Raw genomic sequence first — 15,018 nt, forward strand, 5'->3', positions numbered from 1 at the left:
ATCGGCCTCCCGAGGCACCGACGTCGGCGGCCGGCGACATTCCCGCCGAGGCTTGGCCGGTCCGCAAGAATGGGCCCATGACAACGCTTGCTCCCCGAATTCCCCTGACCGGCGGCACTGCGATCCCGGCGATCGGCGTCGGCACCTGGCCGCTCAACGACGACGAGGTCCGCGCCATGTGCCTGACCGCGTTCGAGATCGGCTACCGCCTCGTCGACACCGCGGAGAACTACCGTAACGAGGCAGGAGTCGGGCGGGCGGTGCGGGAGTCGGGGCTGGCTCGCGAGGACGTGTTCGTCACTACCAAGTTCAACAAGAAGTGGCACGGCGACGCCGTCGCTGGCGTGGAGGGCAGCCTCGGCCGGCTGGGCCTCGAGTACGCCGACCTGGTCCTCATCCACTGGCCCAACCCGGATCAGGACCTCTACGTCCGGGCCTGGGAGGGGTTGATCGAGGCGCGAGAGCGCGGGCTAACCAAGGCGATCGGGACGTCGAACTTCAAGCCCGAGCATCTGCAGCGGCTCATCGACGCGACCGGTGTCGCGCCCGAGGTGAATCAGATCCAGTGCAACCCGTTCACGCCGCGCACACAGGAACGCGCGTTCCACGCCGAGCACGGCATCCTGACGGAATCGTGGGCGCCGCTGGCGGCCGGGAACGGGCTGGCCGAGCACCCGACCGTGAGCGACGTGGCCGCCGCGCACGACGTCACCGCGGCGCAGGTCGTCCTGGCCTGGCACATCCAGCAGGGCCTGCTTCCCATCCCGAAGTCGTCGAACCGGGAGCGGCTGGCGGAGAACTTCGCCGCGCTCGACGTCCGCCTGACCGACGACGAGGTGCGTGCGCTCACCGCGCTGGAGAACCCGGACTACCGCGTCGCGGACTCCGACCGCTTCGGCCACTGATCCCCCACTAGGCCGCCGGCCCGGCCCTTCTGACGCCTGCCATGACTCACGGCGCCTGCCCTCCGGGGCAGGCGTCTGAACACAAGGCAGGCGGCGCCGAGGCGCCTGCGCTACAGAGCAGGCGCCGGGATGCAAGGCAGGCGCCTGTCGGTCAGATGCGGTTGAGGAGGTCCTGGACCGCCGCCCTCGCCTCCATCGCGTTCTGGCCACTGATCTCGCGGAAGGCCTCAGTAATCTCCTCGGTGAGGTCGAAGTCGCGGCGGATCAACCAGTTCTGCTGCAGCCCGTCCCACACCGCGACGAACTGCCGGGCCATGCGGACCGGATCACGATCCGGGTGCGCCAGGCCCGCCGCCTGCCGGGCCTTCATCAACTCCACCATCTCCGCCATCACCCGCTCGTAGTGGCGCTGGAAGAACGCATGGGCCGGGTGCGCCGGGTCCTGCGCGGCCGACGCCAACGCCACCTGCAACTGGAGCCGCTTGTCCTCGCCGGGAGAGCGGTGGGCGAGGTGGTCGATGAGGTCGCGGAACTCCCCGGGCGGAGCCAGCGGCCGCTCGACGTCGACGTCCTGGCCCTCGCCGTCGATGAACCCCTCGAAGTACTCGATGGCCGCCACCAGGAGGTGATCCCGGGTCGGGAAGTGGTACAGCATCGTCCGTTCGAGCATGCCGGCCCGGGCTGCGACCGCCGCCGTCGTCAGCTGCGGATGCCCCACTTCCATCACGACGTCGTAGGCGGCCTTGGCGATGGCGGCCCGCTTCTCCGCGGACTTCGCGTACGGTCCGCGCTTCGACGGTGTTGTCGACACAGCCACCTCCTTCAAACTTCTCCCCATCCCCAACCTTCAGCCCTCACGATACCGATAGTCAAGCTTGACGCTTCTTGAAGTATGCTGTTCACTACGATTTAACCGTCGCCGCCGACACCACGAAGGACCTCCATGACCGACGCCCCCGCCTACCGCGACCCTGCCCTCTCCGTCGAGGACCGCGTCGAGGACCTTCTCGGACGCCTCACTCTGGAGGAGAAGGCCGGCCAGCTGACGCAGTACTTCTACTTCGGGCGGCCGGACGCCACGGACGCCGTCGAGGTGGATCTGGACTCGCTCCCCGACGAGCAGCGCCAGTTCCTCGAGTACCCGGCCTATGTGGAGCGGGAACTGCACGCCGGCCGGGTCGGGTCGCTGCTGTTCGTCAAGAACGCCGCCCAGGCCAACCGGCTGCAGCGGCAGGCCATGGACGCCAACCGCCACGGCATCCCCCTGATCTTCGGCTACGACGTCATCCACGGCTTCCGCACCACCTTCCCCGTGCCCATCGCGGTGGCGGCCAGCTGGGACCCCGACGTGGCCGAACAGGGCCAGCGGGTGGCCGCCCGCGAGGCGCGCGCCGTCGGCATCAACTGGACGTTCGCCCCGATGGTGGACATCGCGCGCGACCCCCGCTGGGGCCGCATCATCGAGGGCGCCGGCGAGGATCCCTGCCTCGGCGGGGCCATGGCGGCCGCGCAGGTGCGCGGGTTCCAGGGCGACGGCGGCCCTGAGTCCCTCCTTGCCGGCCCCAAGCACTTCGCCGGCTACGGGGCCGCGCGCGGCGGACGCGACTACGAGGATTCGGACATCTCCGACGCCGAACTCCGCAACGTCTACCTCCCGCCCTTCAAGGCGGCCATCGACGCGGGCGCCAAGAACGTCATGAGCGCCTACATGGACCTCAACGGCGTGCCCGCCAGCGGGAGCCGTTGGCTGCTGACCGACGTGCTGCGCGACGAGCTCGGCTTCGACGGCTTCGTCGTCTCCGACGCCAACGCCGTGCGCTCCCTGGAGACGCAGCACTTCGCCCGCGACCTCACCGACGCCGGCGCCCGCGCCGTCCACGCCGGGCTGGACATGGAGATGGCCATGTACGACGCCGCCTACGCCCGCCTCCCGCAGGCCGTGGCAGACGGGCTCGTTGACGAGGCCACCATCGACCTGGCCGTCCGCCGCGTCCTCACCGCCAAGTTCGCCGCCGGCCTGTTCGAGAACCCCTTCGTCGACGAATCGACCACCGCGTCGATCCTCGGAGACTCCACCCATCGCGACGTCGCTCAGGCCGCCGCCGAGCGCACCGCCGTCCTGCTCAAGAACGACGGCGCCCTCCCGCTGCGCGCCCCGTCGTCGATCGCGGTCCTGGGTGACCTCGCCGACTCGCAGCGCGACATCCTGGGCCCCTGGATCTTCGACTTCGACGTCACCGAGTCGGTCACGATCCTCGACGGCATCCGCCGTCGCGCCGGTGAGGGAACGCGCGTCGAGTTCGCCCCGGCCACCGCCGTTGCCACCCGCCTGTTCCCGTCGATGTTCGACGCCCACGAGGCGGGCCAGCTCCCCCGCACCCCCGAGGGCTTCGACGAGGACGCCGAGCTGGAGCGCGCCGTCGCCCTGGCCGTCGAGTCCGAGGTTGCCGTCGTCGTGGTGGGCCAGCCGCAGAACATGATCGGCGAGAAGGCCTCGGTCTCCACGCTCGACCTCCCGGGCCGCCAGCTCGAACTGCTGCAGCGCGTTCACGCCACGGGCACCCCGATGGTGGTGCTCGTGATGTCGGGCCGCCCGCTGGACCTGCGCTGGGCCGACGCGAACGCCGACGCCATCGTCCAGATCTGGTACCCGGGCGTGCGCGGCGGAGATGCGGTCGCGCGGGTGCTGTTCGGCGACGTCTCCCCCGCCGGCCGATTGCCCTTCACCTGGCCGCGGCATGTGGGCCAGGTGCCGATGGTGCACTCGCACTACCGCACCTTCCAGCCCGAGGAAGCGGACAAGCGCTACTGGGACGAGGAGAGCACCCCGCTCTACCCGTTCGGACATGGCCTCACCTACGCGACGGTGGAGTACTCGGACCTGCGGGCGCCGTCGAGCATCGCCGTCGGGGAGACGGGCACGGTCGCGGTGACCCTCACCAACACGTCCGAGGTGGACTCCGACGAGGTCGCCCAGCTGTACATCCACCAGCGCTACGGCACCTCAACCCGGCCGGTTCGCGAGCTCAAGGGCTTCCGTCGGGTGCACGTGCCGGCGGGTGCGTCGGTGGACATCGAGTTCGAGCTCGGTCCGGACCAGCTGCGCTACTGGAGCGCCGCGACCCGCACCTGGGTGCAGGACGCCACGGTGATCGATGTCTTCGTCGGCGGCAGCTCCGCCTGCGAACTGACGACGTCGCTTGAGGTCACCGCCTGACCCCCTCGCTCACTGACGTCGCGGGCAGTTCCGTTCACTGAGGTCGCGGGCCGACGGCGCAGCCGGCGCGTCCGAGTCTCGAAGTCGCCGCCCCCTCGCTCACTGAGGTCGCGGGCCGACGGCGCAGCCGGCGCGCCCGAGTCTCGAAGTCGCCGCCACAGGCGGCGATCACCCTTCCCACAGAGATGGGCACCTCCGGTGCCCGCTTCGAGACTCCCCCGCGGCGACTGCGTCGCCGGGGCGGAACCTCAGCGAGCGGAACTCTCCACTGCCTCGCCGGGGCGGAACCTCAGCTCACGGGGACCGTGAGGAGCCGGACGGGACCCACCAGCCCGTAGTCGCGGACGTGGGTGTGCTGCATCGCCTCCATGCACAGATGCGGCTCTCCAGGAAGCGGAACGTAGACGCCCCTACCCCCGCGACACCGTCGCCGCGTCCTTGACCTCGCCGATCAGGCGCTCGACGACGTCCTCCAGCATGGCTGCGCCGATCGTGTCGTCGCCGTCGACGACGAGGGCGAAGTGCGTACCGCCCGCCTGCATCGCGGCCAGGGCGGCCTCGAGCGTCGTGTCCTTGGCGATGGTGGCCAGTGGCCGCACCACGTGATCGTCCAGCGGCCGCGAGGCCTCGTCGTCCGACAGCCCCAGGAAGTCCTTGAGGTGGACGTAGCCCAGCACTTCTCCGTCCTCGGCCGTGACCGGGAAGCGAGAGAAGCCCGTGCGGACGAAGGCGGTCTCGACGTCGCTCGGGGACGCGCCTCGCGGGACGGTCTGGAGGGAGTCGAGCGGCACCATGACCGCCTCGACCGTCTCGGTGCCGATGGTCAGGGAGCCGCTGAGCAGCTGGTGCTCGCGATCCTCCAGCAGGCCCTCCTCGCGGGACTCGGCGATGAAGGCCGCGACCTCGTCGGCGGTGAACGCGGAGGCCACCTCCTCCTTGGGCTCCACGCGCAGGAGCCGGAGGACCGCGTTCGCGATCCAGTTGAGCAGCCAGATGAGGGGGCGCAGCACCACGACGATGCCGTAGAGGATCGGCCCGAGGAGGAGCGCCGAGCGCTCGGGCCCGGCGATGGCGATGTTCTTGGGCAGCATCTCGCCGAGGACCATGTGGAGGAACACGACGATCGCCAGCGCGATGATGAAGGAGACCGTGTGCAGCGCGGCGCCCGTGATGCCGACGGCGGCCAGCGGTATCTCCAGCGCGTGGGCGACGGCGGGCTCGCCGATCGCACCGAGCCCGAGGGAGCACATGGTGATGCCGAGCTGCGCGCCGGCCATCATGAGGGAGACGCGCTCCATGGCCCGCAGCGTGATGCGGGCGGCGCGCGAGCCGGCGGCCGCGCGGGGTTCGATCTGGGTACGGCGAGCGGCGATCAGCGCGAACTCCGCGCCGACGAAGAACGCGTTGCCGATCAGCAGCGCGATGGCGATCAGGATGGCGGTGGCATCAAGCATTCTGCTCACCCTCCTCGAGATCCTCGACGGCGAGGGTCAGCCGATCGACCCGCCACCCGTCCAGGCGTGTGACGGTGAGGCGCGCCTGCGCGGGCGACGGAAGCCCGTCGTCGTCTGGGCGGGACTCGTCGCGGACGGCCAGGACCACCTGGTCGCCGATGCGGGGGAAGCGCTCCAGTTCCTCGGTGATGAGGCCGCCGAGCGTGTCGGACTCGCGGCCCTCCGGGAGTTCCAGGTGCAGCGTCTCGCCCGCCTCGTCGGGCCGGAGCAGGCCGGACAGCGACCACCGCCGCTCCCCCAGCTCGCGGTAGGCACGTGTCGGGCGGTCCTGCTCGTCGTCGATCTCGCCGACGATCTCCTCGACGACGTCCTCGAGGGTCACGATCCCGTCGGTGCCGCCGTACTCGTCCACCACGACGGCCATCTGCACGCCGCGCCGCAGCACCTCGAGGACCGGGCCTAGCGGCATCGTCGACGGGACGGCCCGCATCGGGCGGATCAGGCCGGCCACCGGGGTGGTCGCGCGCTCCGCGGCCGGCACCGCGACCGCGTCCTTGAAGTGCACGACGCCGCGGACGTCATCGACGCTGTCGCCCGTGACCGGGAAGCGGGCGTGCCCGGTGGCGCGCACGGCGTCGAGGACGTCGGCGGCCGTCTGGTCGAGTTCCAGGAAGCGGACTCGCGGCCTGGGGGTCATGGCGTCGGAGGCGGTCCGCTCACCCAGGGCGACGGAGTGTTCGAGACGACGCGCCAGGTCCTCGCCCAGGAGCCCTTGCCGGGCGGAGCGGGCCGCAAGGGACCCCAGTTCCTGCGCCGAGCGCGCGGATGCGAGCTCCTCCTGCGGTTCCATGCCGAAGGCCCGCACCAGCCGGTTGGCGGTGCCGTTGAGGAACCACAGCAGCGGCCGGCTCACCCAGGTGAAAGCGCGCTGGAATCCGACGACGGCCCGGCCCACCTTGAGCGGCTCGGCGATGGCCCAGTTCTTGGGCACCAGCTCACCGAAGACCATCTGGACAACGGTCGCGATGAGGAACGCGGCCGTGAAGGCGATCACGGAGGCGGTCTCCTCCGGCAGGCCGACGGCCTCGATGGGCACCTCGAGCAGCGCCGCGATGGACGGCTCCGCGATGAAACCCACGACGAGGCTGGTGATGGTGATGCCGAGCTGGGCGCCGGACAACTGGGTCGACATGGTGCGCAGCGCCTCGCGGAGCGACGCGGCCTTGGCGTCGGTCTCGGAGAGCCGGGACACTGTCGGCCGGTCCACGGTCACCAGCGCGAACTCGGCGGCGACGAACGTGGCGTTCGCCGCGATCAGCACGACGACGGCGGCGAGGAGCAGCCACTCGACGATCATCGCCCGCTCACCTCCGTGAGGGAGCTGGCGGGGGTTGGGGCGGCCCCGGAGGGCAAGAGACTATGACCGTCGTTCACGCGTCGATCATATGCGCGCTGCGCCCCGGCTCCGGGATCGTCGAGCGATTCGGGGCCCAGGCCCGGGCCGCCCACACCAGCCCCGGAACCGCGACCGCGACCAGCACGAGCGCCACCCCCGGCAGGCCGAGGAGCGCTCCGCCCACACCGGCCACAGGGTAGGTGACCAGGTAGCAGGCATGCGACAGCGAGAACTGCGCGGCGAACACCGCGGGGCACGTCTGCTCCGTCGAGTTGCGGCGCAGGAGTCGGGCCGACGGCGTCAGCACCGCGGACGTTGCGGCACCGACGGCGAACCACAGTCCGAGCAGCAGGGGCCAGGCGCGCGCGGCGTCGACCCACGCGAGGACGGCGGCGGCCGCGGCGAGGGCCATGGGGAGGACCGCGGCCCCCGCGAGCATCACCCGGAGGTCTGGCCGGCGGTCGAGCAGGCGGGGGACCGCCAGCGCCACCAGCATCGACCCGGCGCCGTAGGCCGCCAGCAGCAGCGCGACGTCGTCGTGCCCCCGGCCGAGGTCCGTCCCCACGATGACCACGGAGTTGACGATCACCATCGCGGTCGCCGCGGCGACAACGAGGTTGATCCCGATCAGGCCGCGCAGCTCGACGGACGCCCAGAACTGCCGGGTGCCGCCGGTCAGCCGGCTCAGGAACGGCGCCGCGGGCGGCGCGGCCACCCTGGGGATCGTGGTCGCCGCCACCAGGACGGAGGATGTCGCGAAGCCCGCCACCGTGCCGAGGAAGAGGTTCTGGTACCCGGCCACCGTCAGCAGGAGCGCGGCGAGCATGGGGCTGACGAGCGCCTCCATGTCGTAGGCCAAACGCGACAGCGACAGCGCGCGGGTGTATTCACGCTCGATCGGCAGCACCGTCGGGATGAGCGCCTGGAACGCGGGCGTGAAGGTCGCGGATGCCGACTGCAGCAGGAAGATCAGCACGTAGATCTGCCACGCCTCGGTCACCAACGGCAGAGACAGCGCCACGGCGGCCCGCACCAGGTCCGCGGTGATCAGCAAGGGCTTGCGGGGCAGCCGAGCCACGAGTGCGGAGATGACCGGCGCGACTCCCACGTAGGCGACCATCTTGATGGTCATCGCCAGGCCCAGCACCGCGCCGGCCCGGTCCGGCGCGACATCCAGGGCCAGCAGCCCGAGGGCGACGGTGAGCAGGCCGGTCCCCAGGAGGGCGATCACCTGGGCGGCGAACAGGTGCCGGTAGGTGCGGTGGCGCAGCACGGAGAGCACGGTGGCGCTCAGGCTTCGTGCGAGTGGTGCAGGGGCAGTTGACCGGCCGAGGCGACGGAGTGCTCCGCCTGCCTGACCGCCTCGATGACGACGCTCAGGGCGTGCTCGTCCGCGAGCTTGTAGAGCACCCGCGTGCCGTCCTGGCGTGTGGTGACCATGCGGGCCATGCGCAGCCGCGCCAGGTGCTGCGAGACGCCCGACGGGTTTTTGGCGACCGCCTGCGCCAGTTCGCCCACCGACAGTTCGCCGGCCGCGTCGAGGGTCAGGATGATCCGGATCCTGGTGGGGTCGGAGAGGAGGCTGAGCACTTCCGCGGCGAGGTCGACGAACTCCGCGGGGACCGAGTTAATCTTCTTATCCGCGTGCATACGCAGATACTAACGGATGCTCCGCGTCGAGTCCCCGGGGGGGGTGCCGCGCTACGCCAACTGCAGGGTCGTCAGGCAGGTCGGCCCCTCAGGGTCGGATGAGAAACGCGTCTCGGCTCGCTTGCCGTCCGCGGTGACGACGACCGTGCCCGCGACGTCCTTGGGGATCCAGAAGCCGACGAATCCGTTGGCGTAGGTGGTGGCGTCCTCGTCGACCAGGACGTCGCCGTCGTCGGTGGTGATCGTCACGTGCACCTGTTCCCCCGCCATCTCCCCGCGGCACGTCCCGAGATTGTGGAAGTAGCACTCGTGCGTGCGCGTCACATACGGCGCCAGCGAGAGGTAGAACTCGTCGCCCTCGAGCGGCAGGGCCGCCTGCGAGGCTCCGTCGCTGAGGAGCACCTCGTCGTAGCGGACCGAGGCCGCCAGCGGCAGGGGTCGCGCCGCATCGAGCTGGTCGAGCGCCTCCACGACCTCCCGACCTGAGCGCCCCTCCAGCCCCTGCGCGGCCAGCAGCGTCCCGGCGTCGACGGTGGCGACGCTGCGCGACGACACCGCCTGGCTCGTCGCGGGGCCGGCCTCCGGCACCGAACAGGCGGCGAGCGTCAGCGACGCCGAGCACACGGCGGCGAGCAGGGCGGGTCGAAGTCGGGGCATCGGGGTCCTCCAGGGCGGTCGATTTCACGTGGTGTCCACCCTGCCCCATGACCGGCGTGAATCCAGCGGGTGAACGGTCAAGATCCGGTCAAGATTGCGCGGGTCACACGTAGCGAAGGGTGGTCAGCATCGACCTCCGCGTGATAGCTGCTGTCGCAGTGCAGCATCCACTGACCTCTTGACTAATACCCCCTGGGGGTATATAACGGACGCATGGAACACACCGGACACCATGACCACTCGACACACGGACAGGCGATGCCACAGGGCCACGCCCACTCCGCCGTCGACGAGAAGCAGGTCCACTCCCACGGAGAGCACGCCGGCCATTCGACGGCGATGTTCAAGAACCGCTTCTGGGCGTCCCTGGCGCTGACCATCCCGGTGGTGATCTTCTCCCCCATGGTGGCGCACCTGCTCGGGTACCACCTGCCGGAGTTCCCCGGCTCCACGTGGATCGCGCCGATCCTGGGCACAGTGATCTTCGCCTATGGCGGGGTCCCGTTCCTCAAGGGCGGGTGGCGCGAGCTGAAGACCCGGCAGCCGGGGATGATGCTGCTGATCTCGCTGGCCATCACCGTCGCGTTCGTGGCCTCCTGGGTCACCACGCTCGGCGTCGGCGGCTTCGAGCTCGACTTCTGGTGGGAGCTGGCCCTGCTGGTGACCATCATGCTGCTGGGCCACTGGATGGAGATGAGGGCGCTGGGTGCGGCGTCGTCGGCGCTCGACGCGCTGGCGGAGCTGCTGCCCAGCGAGGCGGAGCGGGTGACCGACGACGGCACGGTCGTCGTCCCGATCGCCGAGCTGGCGGTCGACGACGTGGTGCTCGTCCGAGCCGGCGCCCGGGTGCCCGCGGACGGGACGATCGTCGACGGCGCGGCCGAGTTCGACGAGTCGATGATCACCGGGGAGTCGCGGCCGGTGGCGCGCGGCGAGGGTGAGCGCGTCGTCGCCGGCACCGTCGCGACGGACAACACAGTGCGGGTCCGCGTCGAGGCCACCGGCGACGACACCGCCCTGGCCGGCATCCAGCGGATGGTGGCCGACGCTCAGGCGTCATCCTCGCGGGCGCAGGCGCTCGCCGACCGAGCAGCAGCACTGCTGTTCTGGTTCGCGCTCGGTGCCGGCATCCTGACGGCCATCGCGTGGACGGTGTTGGGCAGCCCCGACGACGCCGTGGTGCGAACCGTCACCGTCTTGGTGATCGCCTGCCCCCACGCGCTGGGCCTGGCGATCCCGCTTGTCATCGCAATTTCCACCGAGCGCGCGGCCAAGAACGGCGTGCTGATCAAGGACCGGATGGCACTGGAGCGGATGCGCACCATCGACGTCGTGCTGTTCGACAAGACCGGCACGCTGACGGAGGGCGCCCACGCGGTGACGGGTGTCGCGGCGGCCGGGGTGTCCGAGGCGGAACTGCTGTCGCTCGCGGCGGCGGCCGAGGCGGACAGCGAGCACCCCGTCGCGCGGGCCATCGTCGCGGCGGCCGCCGCGCATCCCAAGGCCTCGGGCATGCGGCGGCGCGCCACGGACTTCTCGGCCTCCACCGGCCGCGGGGTGCGGGCCACCGTCGACGGCGCGGCGATCCAGGTGGGCGGGCCCACCCTGCTGCGTGAGCTGGGGCTGGAGACGCCGTCGGCCCTCACCGAGAAGACCGGCTCCTGGTCCGGGCGAGGAGCCGGCGTGCTTCACGTCATCCGCGACGGCGAGGTGATCGGCGCGGTCGCCGTCGAGGACACGGTGCGCGCGGAGTCGAGGGCGGCGGTCAGGGCGCTGCAGGATCGCGGCGTGCGGGTGGCGATGGTCACCGGCGACGCGCGGCAGGTGGCCGACGCCGTCGGCGCCGAGCTGGGCATCGACGAGGTGTTCGCCGAGGTGCTGCCGCAGGACAAGGACACGAAGGTCACCGAACTGCAGTCGCGGGGTCTGACCGTGGCGATGGTGGGCGACGGCGTCAACGACGCCCCCGCGCTGGCCCGAGCCGAGGTGGGGATCGCGATCGGGGCAGGGACGGACGTCGCGATGGAGTCGGCCGGCGTGGTGCTGGCGGGCAACGACCCGCGTGCCGTGCTGTCGATGATCGACCTGTCGCGGGCCAGCTACCGCAAGATGATCCAGAACCTGGTCTGGGCGGCGGGGTACAACATCGTCGCGGTGCCGTTGGCTGCCGGCGTGCTGGCGCCCGTCGGCGTGGTGCTGTCCCCCGCCGTGGGTGCGGTGCTCATGTCGCTGTCGACGATCATCGTCGCGCTGAACGCACAGCTCCTGCGCCGCCTGGACCTCGACCCAGCGCGGTTATCCGCAGGCGGGGCAGCCTGACCGCTCGTCCGGCGGATCTGATGGCGACTACGCCACCACTTCCGCCGGACGAGACAGCGGTATGCGCGACGCGGTCCGCACCTGCCGGCAACGTGCTTGACTGGAGGACTCACCCCTGAAGGAGGAAGCACATGTCCAACGCCGACCACGTCCGCTCATCCACCGACGACGACGTCCAGCGGCGCCTCGACGAGGAGCGGCTCCAGCGGGTCACGGATCTCGTCAACGCGCCGTCGGACGTCATCACCCGCCACATCGAGGACCTCGACAAGGCCTGGGATGTGGAGCGGGTTCTGGAGGCCAACGCCTCGAGCCTCATTCTGCTCAGCCTCGGGCTGTCGCGGGTTCACTCGGCCAAGTGGCTGTGGCTGGCCACCGCTGTGCCCGCGTTCCTGCTGCAGCACGCCATCCAGGGGTGGTGCCCGCCGATGGAGGTGATCCGGCGGCTCGGGGTGCGGACGCGCAAGGAGATCGAGGTGGAGCGGACCGCCTTGAAGGCACTGCGCGGCGACTTCCGCGACCTCACGTTCGACGGCGACGACCCCGCGGCCGCCGCCCGGGCCGCCCTCGAGGCGGCGGAGCGGGAACAGAAGGGACGCTGAGCAGGACCGGCGGTCTTAGTTGGTAGATCTGGGTGGGAGTACCCGCCCAGATCTACCAAACAGAGGCGACCTCACTCGGGCAGGGGCGCAGACTCGCGGACCACGAGCGACGGCTGGAACACCGTGCTGGAGTGGTGGTGCATCCTCGACTCGGCCACGCCTTCCGACTCTCTGATGAGGTGGTCGACGGCCGCCCTGCCGAGATCGGACATCGGCTGGCGGACCGTCGTCAGTGGCACCGAGGCGCTCCGCGCCACCGACGTGTCGCCGTAGCCGACCACGGCCACGTCCTGCGGGACCCGCAGGCCGGCGCGAGTCAGCTCGTTGACCACCCCGACCGCGAGCTGGTCGTTGACGCAGAAGACCCCGTCCGGACGGGGATCCATGGCGAGCAGGGCCCGCGCCGCCTCCCCGCCGCCCAGGAAGTCCGAGGAGTCGGCATGGACCACCGCCGGTTCGACCGACACTTCGTCGGCCACAGCGTCGCGAAAGCCCTGCAGCCGCCGCTCCGCCTGCGGCACCCCGACCGGACCGGCGACGAACGCCAGCCGCCGACGCCCTAGCGCCACCAGATGACGGGCCGCCATGCGCCCACCTTGCACGTCGTCGATCGACACAGAACAGCCATCATGCTCCGAGGCGGGCCGGTCGATGAGCACCAGATGCATGTCGAGGGCGCGCAGCCTGCGGAGATGGCGCTCGTCGGCCATCCGCGGGGCGATCAGCGCACCGATGGACCGGTGCCGCGCAAGGGTCTCGAGCTGTCTCACCTCGCGGTCAAGGTCGTCGCCCGTGTCGAACAGGAGCATGGCGTGACCGTGCTCCTCGGCCCGCCGGGCCACCCCCTTCGCGATCTCGGCGTAGAACGAACTCGCAATGTCAGGGACGACCAACCCGAGCAGTCGGCTGCTGCCGCTGCGGAGCCGGGCGGCGCCCTCGTTCGGCACGAACCCCAATTGGCGGATAGCCGCCTGGACCCGTCGTCGGGTCGCGTCCGCCACGCTCTCAGGGCGATTGATCGTGTTCGAGACAGTCCCGGACGACACTCCGGCCGCCTTGGCCACGTCACTGAGCGTGACCTTGCCCGGCTTCGCCACGCCTCGCCCCTCTCCTGCTCGCGGCACGAACTGTACCCTCCTGAAGCCGACCCGCCAGCAGCCGGAGTAAGGCCAGCATATCTGAACCGCTTCAATCTCGATCCGTTGATCAGAGACCGCACCCACGCGCCGGATCCGCCGTACTTCCTGGTAGAGGCGCATTGACCAGGCCGACCGTGCCAGCTACGGTTATTGAACCGGTTCAAGTTACAGCGACGCAGGAGTCGCGGAAGGCAGAACATGTCGATCATCGAACGTAGGAAACCGCTGACGGCCCGGGTGGGCATCGTCTCGGTCGGGCATCACGTGTACTGGGGGCAGTTCGAGGGGCTGCTGGAGGACATGCACCGCAAGGCGGCTGTGCTGGAGGGCAAGGTGGCCTGCCACGGCGTGGAGGTGGTGAACTTCGGGCTACTGGACGAGGCGCAAGGCACCTACGCGACGCTCCCGCGAATCCGTGCGGCCGATCTCGACCTGCTCCTGGTCGACATGGTGACCTACGCGACCTCGTCGACGTTCGGCGCCCTCATCCGCGCGCTGGACATCCCCGTCGTCCTCGTCGCGCTCCAGCCCCGAGCCGCCCTCGACTACGCCAACGCCACGACCTACATGCAGCTGAGCAACGACGACTTCTGCTCCGTCCCCGAGTTCGCCGCCGTGGCCGTCCGCATGGGCAAGCGGCCCCCGGAAGTGATCATCGGAACGCTTCACGACGATCCGGTCGCAGACGCGGAGATCGCCGAGTGGTGCCAGATCGCGAAGGTGTACCGCAGCCTGCGCACGGCCAGAATCGGCCTGATGGGGCACGTGCTGGAGGCGATGCTCGACATGCACACCGACCCGACCGCGCTTACGTCCGCGTTCGGCAGCCACGTCGTCCTCTGCGAGCCCGAGGACATCCTCCGGCACTGGAGCGATCCCGATCCGGCGCTTGTCAGCGCCAAGAAGGAGGAGATCCTGGAGTTCTTCGACACTCCCGATCCGGTCTCGGACCCCATCACCATGCGGCTCACCGACGGCGACCTCCACACGGCCGCCCGGGCCGCGGTCGCACTGGACGGCTTCGTCGAGGAGAAGAACCTGGACGGCCTCGCCTACTACTACGAGGGCCTCCCGGGGTCCGAGACCCGCACCCTGATGACGAACCTCATCGTCGGCAACTCCCTGCTGCAGGCTGCGGGCTTCCCCATGTGCGGCGAGTTCGACATCAAGACGTGCATCGCGATGATGGTGATGGACCGCCTCGAGATCGGCGGCAGCTTCGCCGAGTTCCACCCGATCGACTTCGAACGCGACGCCGTCCTCGTCGGGCACGACGGCCCCCACCACATCAACATCGCCGAGGGGCGCCCGGCGATCCGGAGCCTGCGCAAGTATCACGGCAAGCCGGGCGCGGGCGCGAGCGTGGAGTTCAACATCAAGGAGGGCCCCATCACGATGCTGGGCAACACGATCACCTCCGACGGGAAGTTCAAGTTCGTCGTCGCCGAGGGTGAATCGCTGCGTCTTCCCGTTCCCCCCACGGGAAACACCAACACGCTGGGCCGCTTCCGCCCGGACGTGCGGACGTTCCTCAAGCGCTGGGTGGCCGCGGCCCCCACGCATCACTACGCCCTCGGCGTCGGGCACCACGCGGAGACCATCTCGAAGGTCGCCGACGTGCTCGGCATCGAGTCGGTCGTCGTCGCGCAGGACTGAGAGATGAAGGCCGGGTGGACGCT

At 70.4% G+C, this 15,018-nt stretch carries 12 protein-coding genes; 5 read left to right on the top strand and 7 right to left on the bottom strand.

All coding sequences use genetic code 11. The features are described 5' to 3' along the window. Window positions 1-77 precede the first annotated feature (77 nt). Window positions 78-905, top strand: a complete 828-nt coding sequence (locus BCR15_RS07690) for an aldo/keto reductase (RefSeq protein ID WP_068751615.1) — start codon at window positions 78-80, stop codon at window positions 903-905. A 151-nt stretch (window positions 906-1,056) separates the two neighbouring features. Here the strand turns inward: BCR15_RS07690 and BCR15_RS07695 are convergent, their stop codons facing one another. Further along, on the bottom strand, window positions 1,057-1,716 hold the full coding sequence (locus BCR15_RS07695) for a TetR/AcrR family transcriptional regulator (RefSeq protein ID WP_176715204.1): 660 nt from the start codon (window positions 1,714-1,716) through the stop codon (window positions 1,057-1,059). 132 nt (window positions 1,717-1,848) lie between these two features. Here BCR15_RS07695 and BCR15_RS07700 point away from each other — a divergent pair, with 132 nt between their 5' ends. Next, window positions 1,849-4,122, top strand: a complete 2,274-nt coding sequence (locus tag BCR15_RS07700; protein WP_068751617.1) for a glycoside hydrolase family 3 N-terminal domain-containing protein — start codon at window positions 1,849-1,851, stop codon at window positions 4,120-4,122. Between the two features lie 410 nt (window positions 4,123-4,532). Here the strand turns inward: BCR15_RS07700 and BCR15_RS07705 are convergent, their stop codons facing one another. The 5 genes from BCR15_RS07705 to BCR15_RS07725 all read right to left on the bottom strand — a co-directional run bounded on the left by BCR15_RS07705 (window position 4,533) and on the right by BCR15_RS07725 (window position 9,279). Beyond that, complete coding sequence (locus BCR15_RS07705) at window positions 4,533-5,576, bottom strand: hemolysin family protein (RefSeq protein ID WP_068751618.1); 1,044 nt, start codon at window positions 5,574-5,576, stop codon at window positions 4,533-4,535. Beyond that, complete coding sequence (locus tag BCR15_RS07710; RefSeq protein ID WP_078919776.1) at window positions 5,569-6,933, bottom strand: hemolysin family protein; 1,365 nt, start codon at window positions 6,931-6,933, stop codon at window positions 5,569-5,571. The genes BCR15_RS07705 and BCR15_RS07710 overlap by 8 nt, the downstream gene beginning before the upstream one ends. Before the next feature lie 73 nt (window positions 6,934-7,006). Beyond that, window positions 7,007-8,254 (bottom strand): MFS transporter, encoded by a 1,248-nt coding sequence (locus BCR15_RS07715; RefSeq protein WP_068751619.1) that lies wholly within the window; start codon window positions 8,252-8,254, stop codon window positions 7,007-7,009. 8 nt (window positions 8,255-8,262) lie between these two features. Next, entirely contained in the window at window positions 8,263-8,622 is a 360-nt protein-coding gene (locus BCR15_RS07720) for an ArsR/SmtB family transcription factor (protein ID WP_068751620.1), read from the bottom strand. Between the two features lie 51 nt (window positions 8,623-8,673). Then, window positions 8,674-9,279 carry a CueP family metal-binding protein gene (locus BCR15_RS07725; RefSeq protein ID WP_068751621.1) on the bottom strand — a complete coding sequence of 202 codons (606 nt, stop codon included), beginning with the start codon at window positions 9,277-9,279 and terminating at the stop codon, window positions 8,674-8,676. A 213-nt stretch (window positions 9,280-9,492) separates the two neighbouring features. On the opposite strand from BCR15_RS07725, the gene BCR15_RS07730 reads away from it, so the two are divergent. After that, window positions 9,493-11,598: a copper-translocating P-type ATPase gene (locus tag BCR15_RS07730; protein WP_083196584.1), complete on the top strand. Its 2,106-nt coding sequence runs from the start codon at window positions 9,493-9,495 to the stop codon at window positions 11,596-11,598. A gap of 131 nt (window positions 11,599-11,729) precedes the next feature. Next, the gene (locus BCR15_RS07735; RefSeq protein WP_068751623.1) at window positions 11,730-12,200 is read left to right on the top strand and encodes a YgaP family membrane protein; all 471 of its coding nucleotides are present in this window, start codon (window positions 11,730-11,732) and stop codon (window positions 12,198-12,200) included. A 71-nt stretch (window positions 12,201-12,271) separates the two neighbouring features. On the opposite strand, the gene BCR15_RS07740 is transcribed toward BCR15_RS07735, so the two are convergent. Next, window positions 12,272-13,459 (bottom strand): LacI family DNA-binding transcriptional regulator, encoded by a 1,188-nt coding sequence (locus BCR15_RS07740; RefSeq protein WP_083196585.1) that lies wholly within the window; start codon window positions 13,457-13,459, stop codon window positions 12,272-12,274. A 78-nt stretch (window positions 13,460-13,537) separates the two neighbouring features. Between BCR15_RS07740 and BCR15_RS07745 the strand changes: the two genes are divergently transcribed. Further along, window positions 13,538-14,995: an L-fucose/L-arabinose isomerase family protein gene (locus tag BCR15_RS07745; protein ID WP_068751625.1), complete on the top strand. Its 1,458-nt coding sequence runs from the start codon at window positions 13,538-13,540 to the stop codon at window positions 14,993-14,995. The last annotated feature ends 23 nt before the right edge of the window (window positions 14,996-15,018 follow it).

The sequence above is a fragment of the Tessaracoccus lapidicaptus genome (assembly GCF_001693815.1).
Classification (GTDB): Bacteria; Actinomycetota; Actinomycetes; order Propionibacteriales; family Propionibacteriaceae; genus Arachnia; species Arachnia lapidicapta.

Excerpts from the sequence above, each read along its gene's own strand:
- BCR15_RS07700 (WP_068751617.1), top strand. The coding sequence starts at position 1,849 with ATGACCGACGCCCCCGCCTACCGCGACCCTGCCCTCTCCGTCGAGGAC.
- BCR15_RS07745 (WP_068751625.1), top strand. The coding sequence starts at position 13,538 with ATGTCGATCATCGAACGTAGGAAACCGCTGACGGCCCGGGTGGGCATC.
- BCR15_RS07710 (WP_078919776.1), bottom strand. The coding sequence starts at position 6,933 with ATGATCGTCGAGTGGCTGCTCCTCGCCGCCGTCGTCGTGCTGATCGCG.
- BCR15_RS07725 (WP_068751621.1), bottom strand. The coding sequence starts at position 9,279 with ATGCCCCGACTTCGACCCGCCCTGCTCGCCGCCGTGTGCTCGGCGTCG.
- BCR15_RS07690 (WP_068751615.1), top strand. The coding sequence starts at position 78 with ATGACAACGCTTGCTCCCCGAATTCCCCTGACCGGCGGCACTGCGATC.
- BCR15_RS07730 (WP_083196584.1), top strand. The coding sequence starts at position 9,493 with ATGGAACACACCGGACACCATGACCACTCGACACACGGACAGGCGATG.
- BCR15_RS07720 (WP_068751620.1), bottom strand. The coding sequence starts at position 8,622 with ATGCACGCGGATAAGAAGATTAACTCGGTCCCCGCGGAGTTCGTCGAC.
- BCR15_RS07735 (WP_068751623.1), top strand. The coding sequence starts at position 11,730 with ATGTCCAACGCCGACCACGTCCGCTCATCCACCGACGACGACGTCCAG.
- BCR15_RS07740 (WP_083196585.1), bottom strand. The coding sequence starts at position 13,459 with ATGCGCCTCTACCAGGAAGTACGGCGGATCCGGCGCGTGGGTGCGGTC.
- BCR15_RS07705 (WP_068751618.1), bottom strand. The coding sequence starts at position 5,576 with ATGCTTGATGCCACCGCCATCCTGATCGCCATCGCGCTGCTGATCGGC.